General features: G+C 70.1%; 20 protein-coding genes. 7 read left to right on the top strand and 13 right to left on the bottom strand.

Annotated features, from left to right (window positions below):
• The first annotated feature begins 66 nt into the window (after nucleotides 1-66).
• On the top strand, nucleotides 67-663 hold the full coding sequence (locus tag ACE4Q9_RS23145; RefSeq protein WP_397986143.1) for a DUF4383 domain-containing protein: 597 nt from the start codon (nucleotides 67-69) through the stop codon (nucleotides 661-663).
• Here the strand turns inward: ACE4Q9_RS23145 and ACE4Q9_RS23140 are convergent.
• The 3 genes from ACE4Q9_RS23140 to ACE4Q9_RS23130 form a co-directional block, all read right to left on the bottom strand.
• The gene (locus tag ACE4Q9_RS23140; protein ID WP_397987303.1) at nucleotides 651-1,766 is read right to left on the bottom strand and encodes an amidase domain-containing protein; all 1,116 of its coding nucleotides are present in this window, start codon (nucleotides 1,764-1,766) and stop codon (nucleotides 651-653) included. The genes ACE4Q9_RS23145 and ACE4Q9_RS23140 overlap by 13 nt on opposite strands.
• A gap of 186 nt (nucleotides 1,767-1,952) precedes the next feature.
• On the bottom strand, nucleotides 1,953-3,254 hold the full coding sequence (locus ACE4Q9_RS23135) for a hypothetical protein (protein ID WP_397986142.1): 1,302 nt from the start codon (nucleotides 3,252-3,254) through the stop codon (nucleotides 1,953-1,955).
• A 49-nt stretch (nucleotides 3,255-3,303) separates the two neighbouring features.
• The gene (locus ACE4Q9_RS23130) at nucleotides 3,304-5,550 is read right to left on the bottom strand and encodes a transglycosylase domain-containing protein (RefSeq protein WP_397986141.1); all 2,247 of its coding nucleotides are present in this window, start codon (nucleotides 5,548-5,550) and stop codon (nucleotides 3,304-3,306) included.
• Between the two features lie 173 nt (nucleotides 5,551-5,723).
• Here ACE4Q9_RS23130 and ACE4Q9_RS23125 point away from each other — a divergent pair, with 173 nt between their 5' ends.
• Complete coding sequence (locus ACE4Q9_RS23125; protein WP_397986140.1) at nucleotides 5,724-5,933, top strand: zinc ribbon domain-containing protein; 210 nt, start codon at nucleotides 5,724-5,726, stop codon at nucleotides 5,931-5,933.
• Between the two features lie 11 nt (nucleotides 5,934-5,944).
• Here ACE4Q9_RS23125 and ACE4Q9_RS23120 read toward each other — a convergent pair whose 3' ends face one another.
• From ACE4Q9_RS23120 to ACE4Q9_RS23110, 3 genes are read right to left on the bottom strand one after another with little or no spacing between them, the layout of a single operon-like run.
• Nucleotides 5,945-6,751 carry an HAD family hydrolase gene (locus ACE4Q9_RS23120; protein WP_397986139.1) on the bottom strand — a complete coding sequence of 269 codons (807 nt, stop codon included), beginning with the start codon at nucleotides 6,749-6,751 and terminating at the stop codon, nucleotides 5,945-5,947.
• Nucleotides 6,751-9,240 carry a phosphoribosyltransferase gene (locus tag ACE4Q9_RS23115; RefSeq protein ID WP_397986138.1) on the bottom strand — a complete coding sequence of 830 codons (2,490 nt, stop codon included), beginning with the start codon at nucleotides 9,238-9,240 and terminating at the stop codon, nucleotides 6,751-6,753. Before ACE4Q9_RS23115 ends, ACE4Q9_RS23120 begins: the two co-directional genes overlap by 1 nt.
• A 34-nt stretch (nucleotides 9,241-9,274) precedes the next feature.
• Nucleotides 9,275-10,441 (bottom strand): HpcH/HpaI aldolase/citrate lyase family protein, encoded by a 1,167-nt coding sequence (locus ACE4Q9_RS23110; protein ID WP_397986137.1) that lies wholly within the window; start codon nucleotides 10,439-10,441, stop codon nucleotides 9,275-9,277.
• A gap of 181 nt (nucleotides 10,442-10,622) precedes the next feature.
• Here ACE4Q9_RS23110 and ACE4Q9_RS23105 point away from each other — a divergent pair, with 181 nt between their 5' ends.
• Nucleotides 10,623-11,384: a TerD family protein gene (locus ACE4Q9_RS23105; RefSeq protein WP_397986136.1), complete on the top strand. Its 762-nt coding sequence runs from the start codon at nucleotides 10,623-10,625 to the stop codon at nucleotides 11,382-11,384.
• Between the two features lie 29 nt (nucleotides 11,385-11,413).
• On the opposite strand, the gene ACE4Q9_RS23100 is transcribed toward ACE4Q9_RS23105, so the two are convergent.
• The 6 genes from ACE4Q9_RS23100 to ACE4Q9_RS23075 form a co-directional block, all read right to left on the bottom strand.
• Complete coding sequence (locus tag ACE4Q9_RS23100) at nucleotides 11,414-12,139, bottom strand: Tellurium resistance (protein ID WP_397986135.1); 726 nt, start codon at nucleotides 12,137-12,139, stop codon at nucleotides 11,414-11,416.
• A gap of 90 nt (nucleotides 12,140-12,229) precedes the next feature.
• A complete protein-coding gene (locus tag ACE4Q9_RS23095) occupies nucleotides 12,230-13,369 on the bottom strand; it encodes a DUF475 domain-containing protein (protein ID WP_397986134.1) in 1,140 nt (379 codons plus the stop codon).
• Between the two features lie 63 nt (nucleotides 13,370-13,432).
• Complete coding sequence (locus ACE4Q9_RS23090; protein ID WP_397986133.1) at nucleotides 13,433-14,011, bottom strand: TerD family protein; 579 nt, start codon at nucleotides 14,009-14,011, stop codon at nucleotides 13,433-13,435.
• A gap of 94 nt (nucleotides 14,012-14,105) precedes the next feature.
• Nucleotides 14,106-14,681: a calcium homeostasis/redox stress adaptation protein gene (locus ACE4Q9_RS23085; RefSeq protein WP_397986132.1), complete on the bottom strand. Its 576-nt coding sequence runs from the start codon at nucleotides 14,679-14,681 to the stop codon at nucleotides 14,106-14,108.
• Nucleotides 14,682-14,819: 138 nt separating this feature from the next.
• The gene (locus ACE4Q9_RS23080; protein WP_397986131.1) at nucleotides 14,820-15,278 is read right to left on the bottom strand and encodes a peroxiredoxin; all 459 of its coding nucleotides are present in this window, start codon (nucleotides 15,276-15,278) and stop codon (nucleotides 14,820-14,822) included.
• A 121-nt stretch (nucleotides 15,279-15,399) separates the two neighbouring features.
• On the bottom strand, nucleotides 15,400-15,837 hold the full coding sequence (locus tag ACE4Q9_RS23075; protein WP_397986130.1) for a DUF3052 domain-containing protein: 438 nt from the start codon (nucleotides 15,835-15,837) through the stop codon (nucleotides 15,400-15,402).
• Between the two features lie 461 nt (nucleotides 15,838-16,298).
• Here ACE4Q9_RS23075 and aceE point away from each other — a divergent pair, with 461 nt between their 5' ends.
• A complete protein-coding gene (aceE, locus tag ACE4Q9_RS23070; protein WP_397986129.1) occupies nucleotides 16,299-19,046 on the top strand; it encodes a pyruvate dehydrogenase (acetyl-transferring), homodimeric type in 2,748 nt (915 codons plus the stop codon).
• A 372-nt stretch (nucleotides 19,047-19,418) separates the two neighbouring features.
• Here the strand turns inward: aceE and ACE4Q9_RS23065 are convergent, their stop codons facing one another.
• Nucleotides 19,419-20,954: an MFS transporter gene (locus tag ACE4Q9_RS23065; RefSeq protein ID WP_397987302.1), complete on the bottom strand. Its 1,536-nt coding sequence runs from the start codon at nucleotides 20,952-20,954 to the stop codon at nucleotides 19,419-19,421.
• A gap of 219 nt (nucleotides 20,955-21,173) precedes the next feature.
• Here ACE4Q9_RS23065 and ACE4Q9_RS23060 point away from each other — a divergent pair, with 219 nt between their 5' ends.
• The 3 genes from ACE4Q9_RS23060 (at nucleotide 21,174) to ACE4Q9_RS23050 (ending at nucleotide 24,111) form a co-directional block, all read left to right on the top strand.
• A complete protein-coding gene (locus ACE4Q9_RS23060) occupies nucleotides 21,174-21,800 on the top strand; it encodes a TetR family transcriptional regulator (RefSeq protein ID WP_397986128.1) in 627 nt (208 codons plus the stop codon).
• 184 nt (nucleotides 21,801-21,984) lie between these two features.
• A complete protein-coding gene (locus tag ACE4Q9_RS23055; RefSeq protein ID WP_397986127.1) occupies nucleotides 21,985-23,205 on the top strand; it encodes an alpha/beta hydrolase in 1,221 nt (406 codons plus the stop codon).
• A gap of 66 nt (nucleotides 23,206-23,271) precedes the next feature.
• A complete protein-coding gene (locus ACE4Q9_RS23050) occupies nucleotides 23,272-24,111 on the top strand; it encodes a DUF4429 domain-containing protein (protein WP_397986126.1) in 840 nt (279 codons plus the stop codon).
• The last annotated feature ends 41 nt before the right edge of the window (nucleotides 24,112-24,152 follow it).

Genomic DNA, 24,152 nt, shown 5'->3' with positions numbered 1-24,152 from the left:
GGCGGATATTTGTTGGAGCCACGTTCTGGGATGGACGGCCGCCGCCAGCGCCCGAGGGAGGCCGAGATGGCCGCACACGCAGCGCACACGCAGGAAAAGCAGCGGATCCGGTTCGATCAGCATCTGCCGACCGATCACCGGCTGAACCTGGTGTACCGGATCGGCGCGGGGCTGATCGGCGCGTTCCTCGTCGTCTTCGGGATCCTGGGCCTGATCAACCACATCGGGTTCTTCGACATCGGCGGCGCGACCGTGGCCGGGCTGAACACGAACGGCACCCTGAGCGTGCTGTCGATCTGCATCGGCGCGCTGCTGCTGGTCGGCATGGTGATCGGGGGGAACTTCGCGTCCACCCTGAACATGGTGCTGGGCATCCTGTTCCTGCTGAACGGGTTCCTGTTCCTGGCCCTGCTGGACACCCCGAACAACTTCCTGGCGTTCCGGATCCAGAACGTGCTGTTCAGCTTCGTGGTGGGGCTGCTGCTGATGACCTTCGGGATGTACGGGCGGGTCGGTCACGCCCTGCCGCACGACAATCCGTACTGGCGGGCCCGCCACCCCGAGGCCTCCCCGCAGGGGACGCGCGGGGCGCGGGACGCGCACGGTACGCCTGAGATGCGGGAAGGACCGGGGCGGCAGGACCGGCGGGGTCAGGTCCTGTAGGCGTAGTAGTACGCCGTCGGGTAGGACGCGACGAGGCTGGCCACCGACCTGTTGTAGGTGTTGGTGGAGTGGTACGTCACGTAGGGGACGCCGGAGCTGTCCCGGTAGGTGACGACCATGGAGTGGTCCTTGGACCCGTCCCGGTTGAAGTCCATCTGGATCACGTCACCGATGTCCGCCTGGTACACGTTGGCGAGCGGGGTGACGCGCTTGGAGGACAGCGCGAACCAGGAGAACTCGTTGACGCCGACGAAGGAGTCGGACTGGATGTCGGCGGTGCCGAACCACTTGGTGTAGTCGTCGGTGTAGCCGGGGACGTGCTTCCAGCCGCCCGCCTTCAGCACCTGGCTGACGAAGTTGGTGCAGTCGCCGCCGGCGCCCTCGTTGTTGTAGTTCGGGTACGCGGTGTTGTAGTGGTTCCAGTACTTCTGCGCGTAGGCGACCATCGCCTTGTAGTCGTAGGCGCCCCCGGTGAGCTTCTTGGGGTTCGCCGGCGCCGGGTAGCTGGTGGCCGCGCGGGGCGCGGTGGGCGGGCCGTCGTCGGACGAGGCGGCGGGCTTGTCGTCCTTGGGCGCGGCGGGCGTGGCGACCTGGTTGACGGCGAGGTAGCCGTCGTCGGTGTCCTTGATGCCCGTGAGCTGCCAGTCGCCGTCGCGGCCGGCCTGGAAGGTCAGCTCGTGGTGGGCCTGGAAGCCGGTGGTCTTGGGGCCCTTGGCCGGGGTGGTGCCGGGCTTGTAGGTCAGCGACGTGGTCTCGGTGACGGCGACCTTGGCGCTGTGGCCGTGCACCTCGGTGGCGTCGAGCGTCACCGTGGTCTTGCCGGCGCTGTACTTCTCGCCCAGCTCGGCGAGGCGGTCCTTGCGGGCGCGCAGCTGGCCGAGGGCGAAGGACTGCTCGCGGCTCTGGCCGCCGGAGAGGCGGACGGAGCCGTGGAAGCCCTTGGTGTGCTGGGTGCGGCCGCCGGTGGAGCCGTCCACCAGGGCCTGGGTGCGGTCGGTGAAGACCGCGTCGGCGAGCTTCTGGAAGGTCGCCTTGGTGGCGGCGTCCACGGTGGGGTCGTTGGTGACCGCCGCGCCCGCGCTCCAGTTGGGTATGAGCGCCACACCGGCGACGACGGCGGCGGCGGAGGCCCCGACGATGGTGGTGCGACGCCCCTTACGGCTGAGTCTTCTCGACTTCAATGATGTTCCCCTCTATGCCGGTACACCTACCGGGATGGGGCATCTTCGCATGGCCTCCGGGGCGTGTGTGAAGGGGGTTGCACAAGTGGAACCTGGCCTGCGTTCATGTCATTTGACGACCGTGGACCAGTCCGGGGACTGGGCGGGGTCGAGGCTGCGCAGGGCGGCCAGCGTCGAGGGCTTCTGGACGTCCATCCAGTCGGCGAGCTCCTTGAAGGACACGCACTTGACGCCCTTTTTGGTGCAGATCTTCGGGATGATCTGGTCGATGGCCTTCATGTAGATGCTGCCGTTCCAGTGCTCGAAGTGGTTGCCGATGAACAGCGGTGCGCGGCTGCCGTAGTAGACGCGGTTGAAGCCGGCCATGTAGGAGTCGACCGTCTCCTGCTGCCACTGCGGGTACTTGGCCGGGTCGCCGTCGGTCTCGCCGTTGGACTGGTTGTAGAGGAAGTTGAAGTCCATCGACAGGCCCTGGAACTTGCCGTTCTCGTACGGGAGCATCTGGAGCGGGAAGTCCCAGACGCCGTTCTTCTTGGCGGGCCATATCTGGAAGTCGCCCGGCGAGCTGGCGTCGTAGCGCCAGCCGTAACTCTTGATGGCCTTCAGCAGGTTGGGCTGGCCCTCCAGGCAGGGCGCGCGGCCGCCGGTGACCTCCTGCTTGAAGTCGAAGGGCAGCGGCGGGATGTCGGTGTAGCCGGTGTTGGTCTTCCAGTTCTCCACGAAGGAGTAGAACTGGTCGATCTCGCTCTTCCACTGCTGGACGCTCCAGTCGCCGCCGCCCTTGGCGCCGCAGAAGTGGCCGTTGAAGTGGGTGCCGATGTCGTTGCCCTGCTCGTAGGCGAGGCGGAGCTGTTCCAGGGTGGTGCGGATGTGTTCGTCGGTCGGGTAGTCGATGGCGGCGTCGCCGGGCTGGTGCATCGGGCCGTGGTAGAGGTCCTTCTTGCTCTTGGGCAGCAGGTAGATGCCGGTGAGGAAGAAGGTCATGTGGGCGTTGTACTCCTTGGCCATCTCCCGGTAGTGCGAGAAGAGATGGTCGTCGCCCTCCAGGGCGCCGTCCCAGGAGAAGACGACGAACTGGGGCGGCTTCTCACCGGGCTTGAGCGGTACGGGCTTCAGCGTGCCCTTCTGCGGACCGGTGTAGGAGGTGGAGCCGTCGCCGAGGACGTGGGTCTTGCCGTCCCACTTGGCGGACGCGGAGGGCTTGGGGGCGGCGCTCTGGCCGCCCTTGCCGGAGGCGGCGGTGGGCGTGGTGTCGTCGGGGCGGCTCAGCGCGAGGTAGCCGGCCACCAGCGAGGCCACGACGAGGAAGGCGGCGAGGGTGAAGATCTGCGGACGGGTGGCGGCGGGGACGCGGCGGCGGCCGGGGGCGCGACGCCGGCCCCGGCCCGTCTGTGGCTTCTTGCGAGACATGCGCGGCTCAATCTCCGTGTGGGCGAGGGATTTTCGGGGCCCGGGACGCTCAGTCCAGGCCCATGGCGGCCGACCAGAGGGCGTAGGGCACGGTGTCCGGCGTGGCGCCCGCTAGGCCCTTCAGGGGCAGCGGTTCCAGGGACTTGGCCAGGTCCATGCGGTAGACGACGACCGCCGTGGACACGGAGCCGGCCGTCCCGGCGTACCAGGCTGCGGTGTTCTGGCCCGCGGCGCCTTCGTCGGTGGTGCCCTGGTCGGCGGTGCCGGCCTTGCCCGCCACGTCCGGGGTGGTGACGTCCGGGTGGGCAGCGCGGAAGGAGTCGGTGAGCGCCTGCTCGACGTCCCCGGCGACCTGGGCGCCGACCGCGCGGGCGGGGCGCGGGGTGGCCAGGGCGACGGCGGCGCCGTTGCGGGTGATACGGCGCACCGAGTACGGCTCCGTGTGGGTGCCGTCGGCGGCGAAGGTGGCGTATCCGCTGGCCATCCGGATGGCGCTGGGCGTGGAGCTGCCGAGCGAGAGGGCCGGTACCTGGGGGCCGATGCTGGCGGACAGCAGCCCGGAGGCCTGGGCGGTCTGGCGGACCTCGCCGAGGCCGGTGTCCATGCCGAGCTGCATGAACGGGGTGTTCACCGATTTTGCGAGGGCCTCGCGCAGGGTGATCCGGCCGTACGACTTGTTGCCGTCGTTGTGCGCGGCGACCTTCTTGCCGCTGCGGTCCCAGTAGGGGCCCTCGGGGGTGGTGACGGGGACGGCGTCGTCGCCGTCGTAGACGGTGTCGGGGGTGACCGGGGTGGCGGGTCCGCCGCGGGTCTTGTGGACGCCGTGTTCGAGCCCGGCGGCGTAGACGAAGGGCAGGAAGGCGGTGCCGGCCGGGACGGTGGTCGCGTTGGACTCGTTGTAGCCCTGGGTGCGGTGGTCGGGGCCGCCGTAGACGGCGAGGATCCGGCCGTCGGTGGAGACGGAGGCGGCCCCGTAGTGGCCGTCCTTCGCGGTGTCGGGGTCGTCTCGCTTGGCCTGCTTGCGGGCCTTGGTGACGGCGTCGGTGAGTGCCTTCTCCCGCTTGCGGTCGAAGGTGGTGTAGATCTGGTAGCCGCCGAGGTCGAACTGCTGGTCGGTCAGGTGCGCGGCCTTCTTGGCGTACTGGGAGGCCAGCTCCACCAGGTAGTCGCTCTGCTCGCCGGTGTTGTAGAGCGGGTTGGTCTTCAGCGGCTCGGGAAACGTCTTGTACTGGGCGCGCTGGGCCGGCGTCAGCTTGTGGATCTTGACCATGCGGTCGAGGATCCAGGACCAGCGCGCCACGGCCCGCTGGTGGTTGGCCTTGCTCAGGGTGGGGTCGTACAGGCCCGCGCCCTTGAGGAGTCCGGCGAGCATGGCCGCCTCGGACACGTTGAGCTTGCTGACGTCCTTGCCGTAGTAGGCCTGGGAGGCGCGCTGGATGCCGTAGGTACCGCGGCCGAACCAGCTGGTGTTGAGATAGCCCTCGAGGATCTTGTCCTTGCTCATCTTGTTGTCGAGCTTGAGCGAGATCATCGCCTCGGTGAACTTACGGCTGACCGTCTGGTTCTGGTTCAGATAGACGTTCTTCACGTACTGCTGGGTAATGGTGGAGCCGCCCTGGGTGTCGCCCTCGCCCACGGTGCGGAACAGGGCCCGGCTGATGCCCTTCACGGAAATTCCGGGGTCGGAGTAGAAGGTCTCGTTCTCCGCCGCGAGCACCGCCCAGCGGACGTCCGGGGGAATGTCCTTCAAGGGCATCGCCTGCCGCTGCACCCACCCCGTACGGGCCATCGGGGTGCCGTCGGACCAGAAGTAGACGTTGTCCTGCTGGGTGGCGTACGAGTTCAGGTCGCTCGGTATGCCGGTGAGCGCGTACGCGGTCACCAGGAAGGCGCTGAGCAGGCCGAAGGAGGCGAGGGTGCCGCCGAGCCACTGCCGCCAGGAGGGCATCCAGCGCCGCCAGCCGGTGCGGCCGGGGCGGGGGTAGGCGGGCTTGAGGCGGCGCGCGTAGGGCGCGAGAGGGCGCAGGTACGGGGCGAGCCGGCTCGTCAGTGGCGCGAGCGGGCCCAGTATTCGGGCGGTCACGCTGCCGGCGCGCTCCCGCGCGGAGGGGCGCGCGCTGCGCCTGCGCTCAGCCCGCCCGCCGCCGGGTGACGGCTCGGGCGGCGCGGGCACGCGCAGCTGCATCGTCTCGTCGGCTCTGAGAGCGTCCACTCTCAGATGGAGGGTCTGGTCGGCGTCGAGCGGCTGCTCTCCCCGGCCGGATCGGCCCTCCCCTTGCGACGCACCGGTCACCATGCGTCTCCCCTCCGCACTCGCTCTTGCTCGCGCGGTGAGCTGAGCGTCCTCGCAACGGCCGTTCACAAGTTATCAGCGAAGTTTTCGATTCCTCCGCACGAGTACCTGCTGTATCCAAACACTCATAAAACATTGAGGCCGCGCTTCTGCGCCTCCGCCGTTACGCTGTGCTCATGCCTCGCTATGAGTACCGCTGCCGGAGCTGCGGCGACACATTCGAACTGAGTCGGCCGATGTCGGAGTCCTCGGCGCCGGCGACGTGCCCGGCCGGGCACACGGACACGGTGAAGCTGCTGTCCGCGGTGGCGGTGGGCGGCAGCGGCGGCTCACCGGCTCCGGCGTCCGGTGGCGGAGGGTGCTGCGGCGGGGGTTGCTGCGGGTAGCCGCCGAGGCGCTACCGCCTGACTCCCCGCAAGAACTCCCGTAGGATCCGCTCCCCCGCCAGGACCCCGTGCTCGGGCAGCGCGCTGATCCGCGGGGCCAGCCAGCCGGTGTCGGCCAGTTCGCCGTGGCCGGGGCGCCAGCCCCGGTCCGCGGCCAGCAGCAGGTCGGCGTCGAGCAGGGAGTCGCCGGCGGCCAGGATCAGCTCCGCGCCCGTGCGGCGGGCCACCTCCCGGACGGCGGCGCTCTTGGTGAGCGGCTTGGGGACGGCGTAGAGCTTGCGGCCCTGGAGCGAGACCGTCCAGCCGCGGCCCTCCGCCCAGGCCGCCAGTTCCTTCACCCAGCCTTCCGGCAGCAGCTCGCGCTCGACCACGAGGTAGGCGAACAGGTCCTCGGCGACCCGCTGCTTGCGCAGCCACACCGGGTCGGCGGTGCGCGTCAGCTGCTCCTGGACCTCGGCCAGCGGCGCGCACTCGTCGGCGAGCCGGGCCAGCACCAGTGCGTGCCAGTCGTGGTCGGTGACGCCGTCGACCAGCAGCTGGCCGCCGTTGGCGCAGATCGCGAACGCGGGCGGCGGTCCCGGCAGGTTGATGCGCTGGTACTGCTTGCGGGTGCGGGTCGTGGTCGGCACGAACACGGCCGCGTCCCCGAGGTCGGTCAGCAGCCGCGCCGCCGTCTCGGTCATGTACGACAGCGGTCTGCTCTCGTGCACCTCCACGCACAGCAGCCGGGGCGCGCGGGCGTCCGGCATGGTCAGCGCGAGGGCCGCCGAGGAGTAGATCAGCGTACGGTCGAGGTCGCTCGCCACCAGCACCGGCATCAGACGTTCACCGCCTTTCCGTCGGCGCCGGTCGCCCCGCGCGTGTACCGGGGGTGGATCAGCCCGACGCAGCTGTACGGCAGTCCGTCCACCTCCTCGACCGGCACCCCGCGCTGCTGTGCGAGCAGCCGGACGTGGTCCAGGTCGGCGCCCGCGTCCTTGTGGGCGAGGATTCTCCAGGGCACGCGGCGCAGCAGCACCCGCGTGGTCTCGCCGACGCCCGGCTTGACGAGGTTCACGTCGTGGATGCCGTACTCCTCGCTGATCCGCTCGACGGCCCGCCAGCCCGCCCAGGTCGGGGTGCGGTCCTCGGCCAGCAGCTCCTTGACCTCCTCCGCCACGCTGTCGGCGACCTCGGCGAAGCGCGCCTCGACGGCGTCGAGGAAGGCCACCGAGACGTCGTCGCCGGCGAGTTCGCGGTAGAACTTCGCGCCGTGGAAGTCGTCGGGACCGACCAGGTCGGCGCGCAGCACCGTGCGGGAGATCAGCCCGGAGACGGTCGAGTTGAGGCAGGCGGAGGGGATGAGGAAGTCCTCGCGGGTGCCGTAGGTGCGCACGCAGGAGCCGGGGTCGGCGAGGACGGCGATCTCCGGGTCGAACCCGCCGATGCCTTCCTTCCGCTCGAACTCCTCGACGGCCTTGGCGAGTTCGCGGGTGATGGCGCCCTTGCCGGTCCAGCCGTCCACGAACACCACGTCGCGCGGGTCGTGATGGGCGGCGAGCCAGCGCAGCGCGTTGGCGTCGATGCCCCGGCCGCGCACGATCGACACGGCGTAGTGCGGCAGTTCGAGGCCGTGCCGGAACCGTGCCCAGCGGCGCATCAGCACGCCGACCGGGGTCCCGGCGCGGGCCAGCGACACCAGCACGGGGCGCGGCGACCGCTCGGTGAGGACCGTGTCGGTGACCACGCCGACGGCGCGGGCGATCCGGGCGGCCGAGGCGGCGAGGGCCGTGTGGAACAGCTCCTGGTACCGCGCGCTGGGCTGGTACTCCACGGGCAGCGACTCGGCGTAGTGCGCCCCGCCGCGCTGGACGGCCTCCTCGCGCTCCTCGGTCGGCGCCTCCAGGGTGACGTCGGAGAGGTCCTGGAGCAGCCAGCCGACCTCGTCGGGCGGGTACGAGGAGAACGCGGGGCCGCGGAGGGGCTCGGGCAGCATGGCCGGCCTTTCGGGAGCGTGCGGGGGCTCGGGGACGAAGGAGGGGACGACGGCGAGCAGTACGTGCGGCACCTGCTCGGCGAGCCGCGCGAGCAGGCCGTCCGGGGCGTGCAGCGCGGGGGTGTCGCCAGCCGAGTCGACCACGGCGACGACGGCGTCGAAACCGCCGCCCGCGACGTTGTAGGCGTAGCGCTCTCCGGGTCCGTCGGCCGGCTCGTCGTGCGCCGGGAAGACGATACGGCTGCGGATCGCGTACCCCGGATCGTCCACCGCGAGCACCGGCGACCGTGTGGTGGTGGAGAACCGCACCTCGCCGTCCAGCACCCGCTCCAGCTCACCGGCGAGCCGGAGAGGGGCGTACATCAGCTCCTCGAAGCCGAGGACCAGGATCTTCCCGGCGCCGGCGGGGAGGGCGCCGGATATTCGGCCGGCCATCGCGGGGAGGGCGGCTTCGAGGCGGGCCCGGTGGGCGGGGGTGAACCCGTGCCGGCCCCCGTCGGGAAGGCCGGCCGGCCAGTGCAGGTCCACTCTCCCAGCGGCGCGGGGCGGGACATGCCGCGGCCGCGCCGCGCGGGCGGGCGCGTCCGGCCCGCTCCCGCTCTCGTACCGCGCGACCAGCGCCTGCCCCTTCTCCAGCACGTCCTCGGGCAGCGTCACCACCCCGGACGCGGCGGACACGAGATCCACCCGCGCCCCGAGCTCCTTCGCGAACCCCTCCAGCCGCCGGACGTCCCGCGCCGAGCGCATGTCCACCAGCGCGACCACCACGTACCGCCGCCGCGGGTACCGGGCGTGCAGATCGCGGATCGTGTTCAGCACCGTGTTCCCGGTGGAGAACTCGTCGTCCACCAGCACCAGCGGCCCGTCCCCGGCCAGCAGTCCCGGATCCGACGGCAGCAGCAGATGCGAGGTGGCGTGGGAGTGCGACTCCTCGAACCCGCCCGCGGGGGCCACCCCGGCGACCGGCCGCCGGGTGGAGTGCAGGTACGGCGCCGTGCCGAGCCCGTCGGCCACCGCGTGCCCGAGTCCCGTCGCGGTCTCCGCGTACCCGAGGACGACCGCGCGGGCCGCCTCGGCCGGGCCCAGCAGCGCGTGCACCCGCCGGCCGAGCCGCACCCCATGGCCGTACACCACCGAGGGTGTCTGCGGGACGTGCTTGCCGAGCACGTGGGAGACCAGCAGATGGGCCCGCTTGGGGTTGCGGCGCAGGGCGAGGCCCAGCATGGCCCGCAGGTCCGCGCCGCTTCGGCCGTCGGTGCCCTCCAGTCCGACCCCGAGTCGCTCGGCGACCCAGCTGCCGGACCAGACCCCGTCGTTCACTGCGTTGTTCATGCGTTCCTTGCTGTGTTTCCTCGGACAGAGGTGGTCAGTCGGGTATTCCGGCGGCGAGCAGTTCCACGAAGTTGACGTCTTCACGCGCGACGCCGAACACCTCGGCGCGCAGCAGGATGCGCTCGGCCCAGGCGCGGTGGGGTTTCACCTCGTTCATCTTGTTCGTGTAGGCGGACCTGAGGACGCCCCCGCCGCCGCGTTCCGGCCGCAGGATGTCCTGGGCGTCGCTGTATTCCTCGTGGCTGACCACGGAGAGCGCGTGCACGGGCAGGACGTGGGAGGGGTGGATGCAGGTCTTGCCGAGCAGGCCGTTGGCCTGGTCCAGGGAGATCTCCCGCAGCAGCCCGTCCATGGCGTGCTCCAGCAGCTTCGCGCGCAGCCCGGCGGCCTGCACCTCCAGGAAGGGGCTCTGCCGCAGCTGGGGCTTGAACATGCGCTCGGAGAGGCGGAAGTACTCCCACACGGGCCCGGTGACCGTGAACCCGCTGCCGTCGGCGCGGCCCAGCATGTTCACCACGTCGGCGATGACGGACGCGACGACCTGGACGTCGTACGCGGTCATGTCGGGGGCGCGGCGCAGGCCGTAGGAGGAGCAGAAGTCGGTGACGCCGAGGCGCAGCGCGAGGACGCGGTCGCGGTACTTGTCGACGGCGCGGAAGATGCCCTCCAGGGTCTCCACGCGCGACTCGCGGTAGAGCAGCTCCGGGGACTCCAGGACCGGCATGGCGAACAGCCGGCGCCCGGCGTCGGCCTCGGCGGCGGTCAGGGCCTCCAGGAAGGGCAGTCCGCGCTCCCCGGTGAACTTGGGCAGCACGAATCCGGACAGCAGCCGCACGGACGGGCCGAGGCGGCGTACCAGGTCGGGGATCTGCTCGGGCGTGCGCACCCGGATGAACAGCAGCGGGGGCTCCGCGCCCGGCCGGGAGTCGAGCTCGGCGAACTGCCGGACCAGGTTCTCCTCGCCGGCCACGACGTCCGCGTCGCCTATGGAATCCTCCAGGCACAGCACCATGGAGACCACGCCGTTGCCCGCCTGCTTGAGGACGTCGTCGGCGAGCCGCGGCCGGGTGGCCGGGCTGTACAGCGTGGCGCCGAGGGCGGCGGCGAGCAGTCCGGCCGGGGAGCCGGCGGTGAACGCGCACGGCTCCCGGTGGAAGAGGCGCTGCCGGGCCTCGGGGGCGATGTGCCCGAAATGACGCATAGGACTCCCCCAAGAGATGCGGGCCAGAGATTGAGGATTCGGTAAAGGGTGGCCGGTAATAGTACGTAGGGCGGCCTGTCCGGGGTTCCCTCCTGGCGTGAATTTCCGGTAACTCCACTGTGTCGGCCGCCGGCACCCCCCGCATTGTCGTGGCCAGGGCCGAGAGGGCAGGATGACGGGCATGACGCACGCGATGCTGAAAGGGTCGAACGTCCCGCTGGAGGCCACCACGGTGCGCGCCGTGCTGCGCTGGTCACCGGGGACGTCGGTCCCGGACGTGGACGCCTCGGCGCTGCTGCTGGGCCCGGACGGCCGTGTGCGCTCGGACGAGGACTTCGTGTTCTACAACCAGCCCCGGCATCCGTCGGGGAAGGTGTGGCGGCTGGGCAAGAAGCGGGTCGCCGAGGGGCTGACCGACACGATCCAGTCGGAGCTGGCGGGGGTCGAGCCGGAGATCGGACGGATCCTGCTGGTGGCGTCCGCGGACGGGGTCACCTTCGACCAGGTGCCGAATCTGAGCATCACGCTGTACGACGCGGCCGTCGCCGACGGTGAGCCGTGGGCGGTGTTCGAGATCAAGCCGGAGACCGGTGCGGAGACGGCGATGATCTGCGGCGAGCTGTACCGCCGCGGGGAGGGCTGGAAGTTCCGGGCGCTGGGCGAGGGCTATTCCAACGGCCTCAAGGGCCTCGCCACGGATTTCGGCATCTCGGTGGACGAGTCGGAGGAGCCGGAGCAGCCGGCGGCGGACGAGGGCGTCACGGCCTCCCAGCCGCTGCCCCCGGAGCAGCCGACGTCGGCGGTGCCACCGCAGCCGGCCTACGGCTTTCCCCCGCCGGCCCCGGCACCGGCGTACGGCTACCCGCGGCCCGCGCCCGCGCCGTTCGCCCCGGACCCGGACTTCCGGCTGCCGCCGCAGGGCCCGCAGTTCATCGGGCGGTAGCAACCGGGGGCGGCGGCACCTCGTGGATTTCAGACCTTCGTCTTGTAACCCCGGCCCCACTGGAGCCCCCATCCGTACAGCCGGTCCAGTTCGGCCTGGAAGCCGTAGACGAACTTGACCTCGCGGCGGACCATCAGCTCGCCCTTGACGTTCTCGATCAGCAGGACGGCGCAGGAGCGGGCCTGGGGGTGCCGTTCGTCCAGGCTGATCTCCAGACGGGGGCCGCTGCTGGGGTAGAGGGTGACGATGGCGTGCGTGCGGTCGAACGCAGGGGTCTGGTCGTAGATGTAGACGAAGACCAGGATCCGTTTGATGGACTCGCGGTGGTCGAGGTTGATGTACATCGTCTCGCCGGAGCCCGAGCCGAACCGGTCGTCACCGCTGATCTTGATGTACGGCGCCGCGTTGATGTCGCCCAGGTAGTCGCCGAGCGGCTGTACGACGCCCTTGGTGCCGTCGGTCAGTTCGTACAGGCAGCCCAGGTCGAGGTCGACGTCGACCATGCTCTGCCCGTGGCCCTGGATCTCCGGCGGCTTCAGGGCCTTGAGGGGGTGCCGCAGCAGGCTGGGGCGCTGGGCGTCGAAGTCGGAGGTGCGCATCCGCCAGGTGAGGTTGACGCGCAGATGGCCGGTGGCCGCGCCCTGTTTGGTGAGGGACGCCGACTGCCGCCGCTTGGTGAGCTCGATGGCGTTGGTCGCGTTGCCGGAGTCGAAGTCGACCGCGCGAGCGCCCAGCAGTCCGTCGAAGAAGCCCATGTCCCGCCCCCAGGTCGTCGTCCCTCATGCGTCCGGGGCGGCCGGCCGTGCCCGCCGCCCCGAACAGAGCGTTCCTCATGGATCAGGGTGTCACACCCCGGAGGGGACCTCGGCCTTCTCCCCGCTGCCGCCTTCGGCCGCCGCGAGGGCCCGGTTGCGCCGTACGGAGGACCAGAAGGACAGGGCGATCAGGACGACGCCGACGAGGCCGGTGATCACCTCGTTGATCTCGTGCTGGATGGTGACCATGAGGATGATGGCCAGGGCGCCGATCGCGTAGTGGGCGCCGTGCTCCAGGTAGACGTAGTCGTCCAGGGTGCCCTGGCGGACCAGGTAGACGGTGAGCGAACGGACGTACATCGCGCCGATGCCGAGGCCGAGGGCCATCATCACGATGTCGTTGGTGATGGCGAAGGCGCCGATCACGCCGTCGAAGGAGAAGGACGCGTCCAGGACCTCCAGGTAGAGGAACATGAAGAACGCGGCCTGGCCGGCCAGCAGCACGGCCGATTTCTGCTTGCCCGAGCGGGCGGCCTCTTCCTCCGCCTCGTGCTCGCGCTCCTCCTCTTCTTCGAGGCGGTCCTCGAAGAACCCGGAGAGACCGCCGACGATCATGTACGTGATCAGGCCGGCGATGCCGGAGATCAGGACCGTCTGCGCCTTGTCGACGTGCGCGCCGCCGTGCTGGTGGGCGTGGGTGGCGAAGGTGAAGGAGGTGACCAGCAGGACGATCAGGGCGATGCAGACCGACAGCATGTCGACCTTGCCGAGCTTGGCGAGCGGCCGCTCGATCCACTGGAGCCACTTGATGTCCCGGTCCTCGAAGATGAAGTCCAGGAAGATCATCAGCAGGAACATGCCGCCGAAGGCCGCGATCGCCGGGTGGGCGTCGGTGACCAGCTGCTGGTAGCGGTCCTTGTCGGCGAAGGCGAGGTGCACCGCGTCGACCGGGTTGAGCTTGGCGGTGATGGCCACGATGACGACGGGGAAGACCAGCCGCATACCGAAGACGGCGATGAGGACGCCGACCGTGAGGAAGATCTTCTGCCAGAAGGCGCTCATCTTCTTCAGGATTCCGGCGTTGACCACCGCGTTGTCGAAGGACAGCGAGATCTCCAGGACGGCGAGGATCGCCACCACCCCGAAGGCCTCCCACCCCCCGTAGAAGACGGCGGCCACCAAGCCGATCGCGGTGACCGCGAACGACCAGCCGAAGGTTTTCAGTAGCACTGGTTACCCCATCGTGTTGTGGGGGCGCCTCCCCTGAGGGTCTCCCCCGCGCCGAGCACGGCTTTACGAAACGTTGACCCCAAAGTCTAGAGCGATGCCGCGCAGCCCCGACGCGTACCCCTGACCGACCGCCCGGAACTTCCATTCGCCCTGGTAGCGGTACAGCTCGCCGAAGATCATGGCGGTTTCGGTGGAGGCGTCCTCGCTGAGGTCGTACCGGGCGAGTTCTTGACCGTCCGACTGGTTGACCACCCGGATGAACGCGTTGGAGACCTGTCCGAAGGTCTGGCCGCGCTCATCGGCCATATGGATGGAGACCGGGAAGATGATCTTCTCGCACTGCGGGGGCACCTTGGCGAGGTCCACCAGGATCGACTCGTCGTCGCCCTCGCCCTCACCCGTGAGGTTGTCCCCGGTGTGCTCGACGGAACCGTCCGGGCTCTTGAGCTGGTTGTAGAAGACGAACCACTCGTCGCCCATCACCCTGTTGTTGGCGCCGCACAGCAGCGCGCTGGCGTCGAGGTCGAAGGGGGCGCCGGTGGTGGAGCGCGCGTCCCAGCCGAGTCCGATCATGACGTTGGTGAGGTTCGGTGCGGCCTTGGAGAGGGAGACATTGCCCCCCTTGGCGAGCGTCACGCCCATGTTTGCTGGTCCTCCCCTGACGGTGCTTCCTGTTTCCTGCGCGTCCGGCGCCGGCCGTAAACGGCGCGGCGCCGGACGGTGTGCCAGCCGTACGTCAGACGTTGACGCCGAAGTCCTGGGCGATGCCGCGCAGCCCGGACGCGTAGCCCTGGCCGATGGCGCGGAACTTCCACTCCGCGCCGTTGCGGTACAGCTCGCCGAAGACCATGGCGGTCTCGGTGGAGGCGTCCTCGCTGAGGTCGTAGCGGGCGATCTCGGTCTCGCCGGCCTGGTTGACGACACGGATGAACGCGTTGCGCACCTGGCCGAAGGACTGCTGGCGGTTCTCGGCGTCGTAGATCGACACCGGGAACACGATCTTGTCGACGTCGGCGGGGACGGCGGCGAGGTTGATCTTGATCTGCTCGTCGTCGCCCTCGCCCTCACCGGTGATGTTGTCGCCGGTGTGCTCCACGGAGCCGTCGGGGCTCTTGAGGTTGTTGAAGAAGACGAAGTGCTGGTCGCTGATGACCTTGCCGGAGGTGTTCAGCAGCAGCGCGCTCGCGTCGAGGTCGAAGTCCGTACCGGTCGTGGTGCGCACGTCCCAGCCGAGTCCGACGATGACGGCGGTCAGGCCCGGGGCCTCCTTGGTCAGCGAGACGTTGCCGCCCTTGCTGAGGCTGACTCCCACGAGTCCTCCATGTGGTGTCGAGGGGCGGGGAGCCCCGTCGTGCTTCGGATATGGGATCAACGAGCCGATCCTAGTGACGAGTTCCCGCCCCCCGCAGACCCTGGACCCGAAGGTTCCCAGGTTCGGCCGACCGGCCGACTAGAGGGTGTCGAGCGCCTTCACGTACTCGTTCAGGTCGCGCGCGTCCGGCAGCCCGTTCACCACGGTCCAGCGCACGACGCCTTCCTTGTCGATGATGAAGGTGCCCCGCACCGCGCAGCCCTTGTCCTCGTCGAAGACGCCGTACTCGCGCGAGACGTTGCCATGCGGCCAGAAGTCGCTGAGCAGCGGGTATTCCAGGCCCTCCTGCTCGGCGAAGACGCGCAGGCTGTGGATGGAGTCGTTCGAGACGGCGAGCAGCTGCGTGTCGCGGTCGGCGAACTTCGGCAGGTTGTCGCGCAGCTCGCACAGCTCGCCGGTGCACACGCCGGTGAAGGCGAAGGGGTAGAAGAGCAGGACCGCGTTCTTCTCGCCGCGGAAATCGGCGAGCCGCACGGTGCGGCCGTGGTTGTCCTTGAGCTCGAAGTCGGGTGCCTTGTCGCCGACCTGGATCGCCATGTCGTGCTTCCCTTCGGTGGGCTGTTCGGGTGAGAGCACAGCAAACGCTCGGGTCCACCCTACGCAGCGATCACCTGGGTTCCGGACGGGCCGGGGCGAGATCCGGCCCGTCCGGTCGCGGTCACCGCTTCGACTTGGCCGCCTTCGGCGTGGCCAGCCGGCTGCCGCTCCAGTCCTTGCCGACGCTGACGCTCTTGGCGGCGGTCAGGCCGGCCGTCGTCGCGGCTTCCGAGATGTCGCTCGGCTCGACGTATCCCGAACGGCCGGTCTTCGGCGTGAGGAGCAGGATCGCGCCGCCCTCTTCGATGTACGTGGTGGCATCCACCAGCGCATCTGTCAGGTCGCCGTCGTCGTCACGGAACCAGAGCACGACGGCGTCGGCCACGTCGTCGTATTCCTCGTCCATCAGGTCGCCCTCGATGGCGTCCTCGATGGCCTGGCGGAGTTCCTGGTCGACGTCCTCGTCGTAGCCGATCTCCTGGACCACCTGTCCGGGCTGGAACCCCAGCCTGGCGGCAGGGTTCGTCCGCTCCTCCGCGTGGTCCGCGGTCGCGCTCACGGGTTGCCTCCTGATCATGTCTGGTGAATATCTCAGCCACGCGCGTGCGCGAAGCATTGGCCGTAGTCCACACGGGCGGGGCGGATAGCGCAAGTACCCGGCCGTCCTGACCGCCGAAACGGTGACGATACCGGCCGTGTCGTGGCAACTCCTGGCACCGTATCTCGATTCCGCGCCACCCACATCACCCGCATGTGCCCGGTTTGCCCTCAGCGGAATCCCCCGCCGCCGGAACCATCGAACAACTTTGCCAAGCGCGTCACACCTCGGGCGTATCGTTGCGTTTTGACCGGCGGTGTGCTCCGGCGGTACGCGGGGTGGCGACGGTGGAGATGACGGACGCCCTCCCGCGGTACACGATGGGGAACGGCGCGGGCACTGGCAGTAGGCATGAGCGGCAGTGCCGACGAGCAGTAGGGCACGAGCAGCGACAACCGCCCCTCCGACAGGTAAGGAACAGCGTGGCTTCCGGATCCGATCGCACCCCGATCATCATTGGCGGCCTTCCGAGTCAGGTTCCTGACTTCGATCCCGAAGAGACCCAGGAGTGGCTCGACTCCCTCGACGCCGTCGTGGACGAGCGCGGCCGGGAGCGGGCCCGCTATCTCATGCTGCGGCTGATCGAGCGGGCCCGTGAGAAGCGCGTGGCCGTGCCCGAGATGCGCAGCACGGACTACGTCAACACGATCCCGACCAAGAGCGAGCCGTTCTTCCCGGGCAACGAGGAGATCGAGCGCAGGATCCTGAACGCGACCCGCTGGAACGCGGCCGTGATGGTCTCGCGCGCCCAGCGGCCCGGTATCGGCGTGGGCGGCCACATCGCCACCTTCGCCTCCTCGGCGTCCCTCTACGACGTCGGCTTCAACCACTTCTTCCGCGGCAAGGACGAGGGCGACGGCGGCGACCAGGTCTTCTTCCAGGGCCACGCCTCCCCCGGCATCTACGCCCGCGCCTACCTGCTGGACCGGCTCACCGAGAACCAGCTGGACGGCTTCCGCCAGGAGAAGTCGGCGTACCCGAACGGACTGTCCAGCTACCCGCACCCGCGCTCCATGCCGGACTTCTGGGAGTTCCCGACGGTCTCCATGGGCCTCGGCCCGCTGGGCGCGATCTACCAGGCGCGGATGAACCGCTACATGGAGGCGCGCGGCATCGCGGACACCTCCAAGTCGCATGTGTGGGCGTTCCTGGGCGACGGCGAGATGGACGAGCCGGAGTCGCTCGGCCAGCTCACCCTCGCGGCCCGCGAGGGCCTGGACAACCTGACCTTCGTGGTCAACTGCAACCTCCAGCGCCTGGACGGCCCGGTGCGCGGCAACGGGAAGGTCATCCAGGAGCTGGAGTCGGTCTTCCGGGGCGCCGGGTGGAATGTGATCAAGCTGATCTGGGACCGCTCCTGGGACCCGCTGCTGGCGCAGGACCGGGACGGCGTCCTGGTCAACAAAATGAACATGACCCCGGACGGGCAGTTCCAGACGTACGCCACCGAGTCCGGCGCGTACATCCGGCAGCACTTCTTCGGCGACGACCACCGGCTGCGCGCGATGGTCGAGAACCTGACCGACGACCAGATCCTGCACCTGGGGCGCGGCGGACACGACCACCGCAAGATCTTCGCGGCGTTCAAGGCGGCCAAGGAGCACAAGGGCCAGCCGACGGTCATCCTGGCCAAGACGATCAAGGGCTGGACGCTGGGCCCGAACTTCGAGGGCCGCAACGCCACGCACCAGATGAAGAAGCTGACGGTCGACGACCTGAAGCGCTTCCGGGACCGGCTGCACCTGCCGATCTCCGACCGGGAGCTGGAGTCCGGTCTGCCGCCTTACTACCACCCGGGGCGGAACTCGGAGGAGATCCAGTACATGCACGACCGCCGCAAGGGCCTCGGCGGATACGTCCCCACGCGCGTCGTGCGCTCCAAGGCGCTCGCGCTGCCGGACGACAAGGCGTACGCGACCGTGAAGAAGGGCACCGGTCAGCAGTCCATCGCGACCACGATGGCCTTTGTGCGGCTGCTCAAGGACCTCATGCGGGACAAGGAGATCGGGCGGCGCTTCGTACTGATCGCGCCGGACGAGTACCGCACGTTCGGCATGGACTCCTTCTTCCCGAGCGCGAAGATCTACAACCCGCTGGGGCAGCAGTACGAGTCGGTGGACCGGGAACTGCTCCTCGCCTACAAGGAGTCGCCGACGGGCCAGATGCTGCACGACGGCATCTCCGAGGCGGGGTGCACGGCCTCGTTGATCGCGGCGGGGTCCGCGTACGCGACGCACGGCGAACCGCTCATCCCGGTGTACGTCTTCTACTCGATGTTCGGGTTCCAGCGCACCGGTGACCAGTTCTGGCAGATGGCCGACCAGCTCGCGCGCGGGTTCGTCCTGGGCGCGACGGCGGGTCGTACGACGCTCACCGGCGAGGGTCTGCAACACGCCGACGGGCACTCGCAGTTGCTGGCCTCCACGAACCCGGCGTGCGTCGCGTACGACCCGGCGTACGCCTACGAGATCGCGCACATCGTCCAGGACGGGCTGCGGCGGATGTACGGCAGCTCGGCGGAGCACCCGCACGGCGAGGACGTCTTCTACTACCTCACCGTCTACAACGAGCCCATCCAGCACCCCGCGGAGCCGGCCGGAGTGGATGTCGAGGGCATCGTCAAGGGCATCCACAAGCTGTCCGACGGCCCCGGCGGGGCGGTTCCGGCGCAGATCATGGCTTCCGGTGTCGCGGTGCCGTGGGCGCTCGAGGCGCAGCGGATCCTCGCGGAGGACTGGAACGTACGGGCCTCGGTGTGGTCCGCGACGTCCTGGAACGAGCTGCGGCGGGAGGCGGTGGCCTGCGAGCAGCACAACCTGCTGCACCCGGAGGAGGAGCAGCTGGTGCCGTACGTGACGCGCAAGCTCAGCGGCTCGGATGGGCCGTTCGTGGCCGTGTCGGACTGGATGCGGTCGGTGCCGGACCAGATCGCGCGCTGGGTGCCCGGTCCCTACCAGTCGCTCGGCGCCGACGGGTTCGGCTTCGCGGACACGCGGGGGGCGGCGCGGCGCTTCTTCCACATCGACGCGCAGTCGATCGTGGTGGCGGTGCTCACGGAGCTGGCGCGGGCCGGGCGGGTGGATCGCTCGGTGCTGAAGCAGGCGATCGACCGGTATCAGGTGCTGGACGTTGCCGCGGCGCATCCTGGTGTGGCCGGGGGCGACGCGTGACGCTGCCGTAGGGGGCGCGGGTGGGCTGCGGCGGCCCGGGCGTCGGATCGCGTACCGGCGCTTGCCGGGTGCCTCCCCCGGGGGGACCCCCAGCCGCTCGCGCGGGGGGACCCCCATCGCCCCAGCGGCACGACTGCCCGCAGCCAAAGCGCCCTGAAGGGCGCGGGGAACTGCGCGACCGGCCACGGCGCACCCGCAGCCGGCACACAAACCCGCACCCCACCGGCGGCCCCCTCGGCGGTTCGCAGACGCGCACCGCCCCCCTCCTGCCGTGCGCGTCTGCAAACCCGGCTGCCGGTGGAAACTCTGTCCCGCCCCGGCCGCGCCACGCCAGCGAACGCCCCTCACATCACCCGGCCGGGCGACCGCGGGTCAGATATGACCCACGCCCGCCCCCGCCTCCGCGTTGTCGCCGCGCTTGGTGAGCAGGGCGACCAGGACCGCGACCACGGCGACGCCCGCGGCCACCAGGCACGCGAGGCTCATCCCGGAGATGAACGTGTCGTGCGCCACGGAAGTGATCTTGGCGGCGACCGGCGCCGGTATTCCCTTCTGCACCGGCGCCACACCGGCCTGCACCGCCTCCGACGCCTGGTCCAGCTGCGCCGGCGTCAGCGGCGGCAGCCCCGCGTGGGACCAGTTGCCCGGCAGCGCGCTGTCGACCTTGGACGCCATCACCGCGCCGAGCACCGCCGTACCGAGGCTGCCGCCGATCTGCATGGCGGCCTGCTGGAGACCACCGGCGACACCGGACAGCTCCATGGGCGCGTTGCCCACGATGACCTCGGTCGCGCCGACCATGACCGGCGCGAGGCCGAGGCCGAGGAGGGCGAACCAGATCGACATCACGCCGCTGCCGGTACCGGCCTTGAGCGTGGACATGCCGTACATGGCGATCGCGGTCGCGGCCATGCCGCCAGCCAGCGGGATGCGCGGGCCGAGCTTGGTGATTGCGGCGCCGGCGAGCGGCGAGGCGACGATCATCATGCCGGTGAGCGGCAGCAGGTGCAGGCCCGCGTCGACCGGGGACATCCCGTGCACGTTCTGGAGGTAGAAGGTCACGAAGAACAGGCCGCCCATGAAGGCGATGGCCATCAGGACCATCAGGACCACACCGGCCGACAGCGGCACGGAGCGGAACAGGCCGAGCGGGATGAGCGGTTCGGCGACCCTGGTCTCCCAGAATGCGAAGAACGCGAAGAGGAGGACCGAGGCGGCGATGAATCCCCAGGTCCTGCCGTCGCCCCAGCCCCAGCCCGGCGCCTTGATGAGGGCCCAGACGAGGCAGAACATCGCGCCGGACAGCAGGGCGATGCCGAGCACGTCGAAGGAGCGCGGGGCGTTGTGCGCGCGGTGGTCGAGCAGGATCAGCAGGCCGAGCACCAGGGCGATCGCGCCGACCGGCACATTGATGAAGAACACCGACTGCCAGTTGACGTGCTGCACGAGCACGCCGCCGAGGATCGGGCCGCCCGCGGTGGACGCGCCGATCACCATGCCCCAGATGCCGATGGCCATGTTGAGCTTCTCGGCCGGAAACGTGGCCCGCAGCAGGCCGAGCGCGGCCGGCATCAGCAGCGCGCCGAACAGGCCCTGGAAGACGCGGAAGGTGATGACCGCGGCGATGCTGTGGGACAGCCCGATCGCGCCGGAGGCGGCGGCGAAGCCGGTCACGCCGATGAGGAAGGTCTGCCGGTGCCCGAAGCGGTCACCGAGCTTGCCCGCGGTGATCAGGGTGACCGCGAGGGCGAGGAAGTAGGCGTTGGTGATCCACTGCACGTCGGCGAAGGTCGCGTGCAGGTGGTCGCGGATGGCCGGGTTGGCGATGGCCACGATGGTGCCGTCCAGGGCCACCATCATGACCCCTACGGCCACGGTGATCAGGGTGAGCCACGGGTGGCCGCGCATCCCGGTGGGCGCGGCCCGCTCCGCCGGGGCCGACGGGGCTCCGTCGCCCGGCCCCGTCGCGTCGATGGTGGTCTGACCAGTCATGCGTTCGAGACTAGTGACAGCCACTGACAGTTGACAAACAATTTCATAAGTCGGTGACTGACAGGGCAGACTGTCGGTCCACGGCCGATCCGCTCCGATCAGGCCGGACGTCCGGAAAGGGGCCGTGGAGAGGCCATGGAGACGCTGCGCGAACGCAAGAAGCGGCGTACTCGGGAGTCGCTGCTGCGGGCCGCTCTCGAACTGTTCACCACCCAGGGGTACGAGCGCACGACGGTGGACGAGATCGCCGCGGCCTGCGAGGTCTCGCAGCGCACTTTCTTCCGCTATTTCGCGGGCAAGGAGGACGCGGCCTTCGCCGTGCAGGAGATGACGGAGGCCCTCTTCCTGTCCGCCCTGCGCGCCCGGCCGCCGCACGAGGCGCCGATGGAGGCGCTGCGGCAGGCCGTCCTCCAGGACTGGGAGCCGATCCGGGAGACCGTCGAGTCCACCGTGCCGATGGAGCTGTATCTGCGCATGTACCGGACGATCGAGTCGACGCCCGCGCTGCTCGCCGCCCATCTGCGCCGCTCGACCGCCGTCGAGGAGTCGCTCGCCCGGCTGCTGGCCGAACGGGAGGGTGTGGACGTGGACACGGACCCCCGGCCGCGGCTCGCGGTGGCGGTGTTCGGCGGGGTGATTCGGGTCACGGAACGGCAGTGGTGCCTGGGCCGGGACTTCAGCCTGGAGGCCGTCAGATCACTTACCGCCGCCTACCTCGATCAGGTGAGTTCGGCCCTCCAGGGGAACTGGCGCACCAGCTGAGGCCGTTGGCTCCACGTCGGAAGATCGACCGAAGTGCCTGCGGGGGGACCGCGGATGGGGTGTTCGGCAGATCGACCGGGACAGGCCGAAAAGATCGTTCTCCGCGTGTTCGATCTCCGCCGAAACGTGATCCCGGTCACTGGGTTACCGCGAGACCGTCTCGTTCTCCTAGTGTGTCCTCCCAGTGACTTCCTTCGACCCCTCCTCCCCGCAACTCAACGTCTGGCGCGCGATGCTGGCGCTGGCCGTCGTGTTCGTGATGCTCGCCACCACCGGCTGGACCGCCCTGCACACCCACCGCGAGTCGGGCGCGCTCCAGGCGTCGCTCGACGAATGGACGCACGGCACCCTGCGCGGACAGCGGCTGCCGGACCCCGAGGCCGGCCCCGCGCGACTCACCCGCTTCTTCGTCTCGCTCTCCGCACAGGACCGCGCCCGCCTCGCCCACCGCTACCCGCTCGCGGTGGGCAACATGAACGGCGCGCCGGTCGCCCTGCGCTACCAGGCGAACCACATCGCACTGGAGCAGCAGCGCGACGTCGAGCGCGAACGGATGCACGACAACCGGCTCAGCACGGCCGGCCAGCAGGACGCGGGCCGCCGTATGCACCGCTACGAGTCGCTGCTGACCCCCGGCCGCCAGATCCTGTCCTTCGACCCGGCGGGCACCGGCCGCATCGCCGAGGTGTTCGGGAACCTGACCACGGCGCAGCGGATCTCGGTCGTCGTCCCCGGCGTCGACACCGATCTGCTCACCTTCCAGAAGACCAACCGCCCCTACACCGCCCCGGTCGGCATGGCCAAGGCGCTGTACGCGGCGGAGCGCACCGCGGCCCCGAAGACGCGTACGGCCGTGATCGCCTGGGCCGACTACACCTCGCCCGACGGCCTCGGCGTGGACGCGGCCACCGGGGCGCGCGCGGCGGAGGGCTCCCTGCGGCTGAACGCACTGCTGCGGGCCCTGCCCGGCCGGTCCCCGGTGTCGCTGTTCTGCCACAGCTACGGCTCCGTGCTGTGCGGGGTCGCCGCGCACGACATGCCCGCACGGGTCGCCGACATAGCGGTGGCCGCCAGCCCCGGCATGCGCACCTCCAAGGCCGCCGACCTGGGCACCACCGCGCGGGTGTGGGCCATGCGGGACACCACCGACTGGATCCAGGACGTGCCGTACCTGGAGCTGGGCGGGCTCGGGCACGGCGCCGATCCGGTCGCCGCCGGCTTCGGCGCACGGGTGCTGTCCGCGCGGGACGCGCAGGGCCACGCCGGGTACTTCACACCGGGCACGGACAGCCTGCGCAACCTCGCCGACATCGGCACCGGCGCGTACTCCGCGGTGACGTGCGCCGACGGAAGTGACGGGTGCCGCTCCGGTCTGCCCGCCGCTACGACGGCCCAACGCGCGTAGAAACAGCAGGAAGTGCGGTCCGCGAAGGTGGCGACGGAGGAGGACGGGCCGCATACGATGAGCCGCATGGGTGACGTACTGGCGGGTTTTCATGCCGTCTGGGAGTTCGAGTCCGACTCCGTGCTCATCCGCTACGAACGGGGGATTCGAGCACCGAAGCTGTTCCAGGCGCTCGGAGAGCGGCGGATTCCGCTGTCCGCGCTGGAAGAGGTCACGCTCGCGCCGGGCAAGCGCGGCACCCTCGTCCTGCGGCTGGTGCCCCGAGCGGGCGCGGATCCACTCATGGACGCGGCGGACGGGCAGCTGAAGGAAGGTTCCGACCCGTACCGGCTGGTCGTGCCGGCCGAGCGGGAGACCCAGGCGGCGTCCTGCGCCGGGGAACTGGCGGCGCGGCTGACGGAGTCGGGGCCGGCCGACCGGTATCTGGTGGCCGCGCCCGCGGCACCGCTCCAGTTCAAGGCGTACGACGGCAAGGCGACGTTCGACGGGACGTCCGTGCAGTTCCGCTGGTCCTGGACGGGCGCGTCCACGGCCAAGTGGAAGGCCGGCGACCAGAGTTACGCGGTCGCCGACCTCAGCGGGGTGGAGTGGCGCTCGCCGGAGGCCCTGGAGGGGTTCCTGCGGCTGCGCGCCGCGGGCACGGAGCCGGTGCCGGAACCCGACCAGGACCCGGCGGCGGTGGTGTTCGGGCTGGGCTACGGCCCGGTGCACGAGTCGCTGCCGTTCGCCGCGGCGGTGCTCGCGGCCGTACGCGCGCGCCGGCCGGTGCCCGCGGTGTCGCAGTGCCGCCGCGACCCCGCGGACATCGCCGAGCGGATCAGGCATCTCGGGGAGCTGCACCAGGCCGGGCTGGTGACCGACGAGGAATTCGCCGGAAAGAAGGCCGAGTTGCTGGCCGAGCTCTGAGGCGTTCGCCGGGTCCGGCGGGGTTCCGGCGACGTCGTCGG

This window comes from Streptomyces sp. AM6-12, assembly GCF_044327085.1.
Classification (GTDB): Bacteria; Actinomycetota; Actinomycetes; order Streptomycetales; family Streptomycetaceae; genus Streptomyces.
Note: the sequence above shows the minus strand (reverse complement) of the source record. Positions and strands in the feature narration are given on the sequence as shown.